This window comes from Clostridium lentum (assembly GCF_014287815.1).
Taxonomy (GTDB): Bacteria; Bacillota; Clostridia; order Clostridiales; family Clostridiaceae; genus Clostridium; species Clostridium lentum.
In genome coordinates this window covers 1-2,811 of sequence record NZ_JACOOQ010000039.1, presented here as the reverse complement: position 1 = coordinate 2,811, position 2,811 = coordinate 1, and the positions used below count along the sequence as shown (strand labels likewise).

The 2,811-nt window shown below is 25.9% G+C and carries 3 protein-coding genes; all 3 read right to left on the bottom strand.

Annotated features, from left to right (window positions below; genetic code table 11):
- Window positions 1-487 (bottom strand): IS3 family transposase (locus tag H8R92_RS12900; protein WP_186835665.1); only part of this gene is annotated, 487 nt, incomplete at its 3' end.
- Window positions 488-1,053: 566 nt separating this feature from the next.
- Window positions 1,054-1,587: a hypothetical protein gene (locus tag H8R92_RS12895; protein ID WP_186835664.1), complete on the bottom strand. Its 534-nt coding sequence runs from the start codon at window positions 1,585-1,587 to the stop codon at window positions 1,054-1,056.
- Window positions 1,588-1,718: 131 nt separating this feature from the next.
- A complete protein-coding gene (locus H8R92_RS12890) occupies window positions 1,719-2,465 on the bottom strand; it encodes a hypothetical protein (RefSeq protein WP_186835663.1) in 747 nt (248 codons plus the stop codon).
- Window positions 2,466-2,811 lie beyond the last annotated feature (346 nt).

Genomic DNA, 2,811 nt, shown 5'->3' with positions numbered 1-2,811 from the left:
TACCGAAAGCGTAGCCAATTATTTTTTTAGAATGTAAGTCAAGAACTGAAGCTAAATAGCACCAACCATCCCTACTAGTATGAATATATGTAATATCTCCTACCCATTTTTCGTTAATAGAAGTAGTTGTAAAGTCTCTTTTTAAAACGTTTTCTAAATCTTCTGCTACCTTTTTACTTGAATGAGGCTTGTATTTTTTTACAGTTACTGCACAAAGGCCAAGTTTAGTCATTAGTCTTTGAACTCGCTTCAACGATACATTGAAGCCTTCTATACCAAGCATATAATGAATTCTAGGAGCACCATATATGCATTTATTCTCTTTATATATCCTTTTAATAGCTGATTTTAATTCCTCATTTTCTAGTTCTCTTGCAGATTTAGTTTTATCAAAAGATTTATAATATGTGCTTCTGGCTACGCCTAGAACGGTACACATAGTCTTAATATCATGTTTGCTTTTATTATTATTTATAAATTCTATCACTTCATCTAATTTCTTGTTGCAAATATGGCCATAGCTTTTTTGGCTAAATCCCGCCTTTGGTGTAATATTTCATTTTCCTATTTAATTCTTACCATTTCTTTTCTTAAAGCTTTTACTTCCCTTAATGTCATAACTTCATTTTCATCTACTTTAATTTCTTTTACATCTTTAATCCAGCCGTTAATTGTTGATTTTGCAATGCCATATTCGTAGACGATGCTCTGCTAAGCTCATTCCTGATTTAAATAACTCTACTATCATATCCTTATATTCTTGATCGTATCTTCTGCCCTTTCCCATAATGGACACATCCTTTCTTAACTAAATATTATTTTAACTTAGTTCGTCTTAATGTGTCCACTACTTTATACTAACACCATACCCTCTCTTAGCTGAGAAAAAAATTAAGTAATGTCCTAAATACGAAGGGTACATAAGAGTCCATTAAAAGTACCGATTGAGCTTTTTTAGAAAGTGCTATGGCTAGACTTGATTATTAACATTTTAATTTTCTAAATAAAACTGCTTAAACTGCACAAAAAGAAAAAGAGCTTTATTCAAGCTCTCTAATATGGACATGCATCACGTCTAATAATTTTAGTCAATACCTCCTGCATAAAATACATATCAATAATTTTATTAACAAGCTTAACTATATCCTTAAAATCATAATTTTCCCATATTAATTTTTTATCTACACCATAATACTTAGGATATAAATAAGTATCTTTCAACTCAATATTGTTATACTCATTATACTTCCAATACCCTTCAATACTACATTCTAAATCATATGTTGGTTTACCATCTTCATAGTAAGGTTCTTTCTTTCCTTCTTTGTTATAACACATACCTATTTTATGCTCAAGTTCAACTTTTATAAAGTAATTTTCACCTTGTTTTGTCATTATTACTGGATTTTTAAATATTTCTTTTTTATTATTAAAGATACTACGACCCCTTAACTCTATATCTAATTTTTTTGTAACTTCCTCATCAATATTATTTGCATCTACAGTAAGTCCATTAATGTTCCAAATACTCGTTTTCTTATACCCATAACTTTTTTCAAATAATTTTTCTAGTTCTTCTATTTTCATCTTTCATTCCTCCTAAAAAGCTTTATACTAGGTTATAAAACTTTTTTAGAAATTTGTTAACTAAATAAAATCAAGAAAATGATGATATGTCTACTTTATTGTTATCTATTATTGATTTTTACATTATTCATTTATTTGAAACAATTTATAATAATTAGTATAGCATTATATCCACATACAAGAGCAATTACTATGGTCATCCATATAGATTTATCTTTCAATATACTATATTCTTTATCATTACAAATTTTATATGGCTCTTTAATTTTGCTAACATATTTTTTAATTCCAAATAACATTTTAACTATATGTATTAACCACATAAAAGTAACATAAAACACTAATCTCTTAATTGCAAATTCAGAGGCAATATTTTTATTTATTATATAATCCCATAAATACAATATCCATATTAATATGGTAAATATAGAAACATACTCTTTTGACAATCTAATAATTTTTATATTATGATCTTGAACTGGTCTTGGTATTAAGGAAAATTCTTCATAAGTTTTATTAATTTTTTCTCTTAGTTTATTCATTTTTTCAATATCATTATCTATACCTTTATCCAATCCTGTTTTTAATTGTATGATTTCTTTACCTAAAACTGAATATTTATACGTATTATATACTAACTCTAAATTAGTAAAAACCTTCAGTGATGTATATATAATAACAAAGAAAATAACATTTATAACAACTCCAATTAATAATAACTTGGTAATATCCATTTCCATAAATAATTCTCTTTTATAAAGAAATATTATAGATATACTAGGTGCAAATAAAATCAACAAAAACATTCCTATTTTCATAGCCTTTGAATAATCTTCTTTTTCAACTGTACTATAGAAAAACTCAAATAATTTATCCATCTAATCCCTCCATTTATAAAGTATATTTTATCATAATATGCTTATTTATAGCAAAAATATAATAATTCTAAAATTATAAAATAGGAGGTTTAATTACATTAGATAAATTAATCATAAAATCATCTTCATTGAGCCTGAATCTTACTAACCTCATAAAACTATCTGTGTATTTTTATTTTTCATACTTTTCCAGGAAATTAATTACAAAAAAAAGAATGACTATTTAGGAGGGCACTGAAAAACTTAATGTTTTTCAAGTGCGGTTATCCACAAAGTAAAAAATAGTTAATGAAGCTGAAGCTTTTAGTTTCATTAACTATTTTTATTTAGTTATTTATATAATAAC

Coding starts and splice junctions, on each gene's coding strand:
- H8R92_RS12890 (WP_186835663.1), bottom strand. CDS start 2,465: ATGGATAAATTATTTGAGTTTTTCTATAGTACAGTTGAAAAAGAAGAT.
- H8R92_RS12895 (WP_186835664.1), bottom strand. CDS start 1,587: ATGAAAATAGAAGAACTAGAAAAATTATTTGAAAAAAGTTATGGGTAT.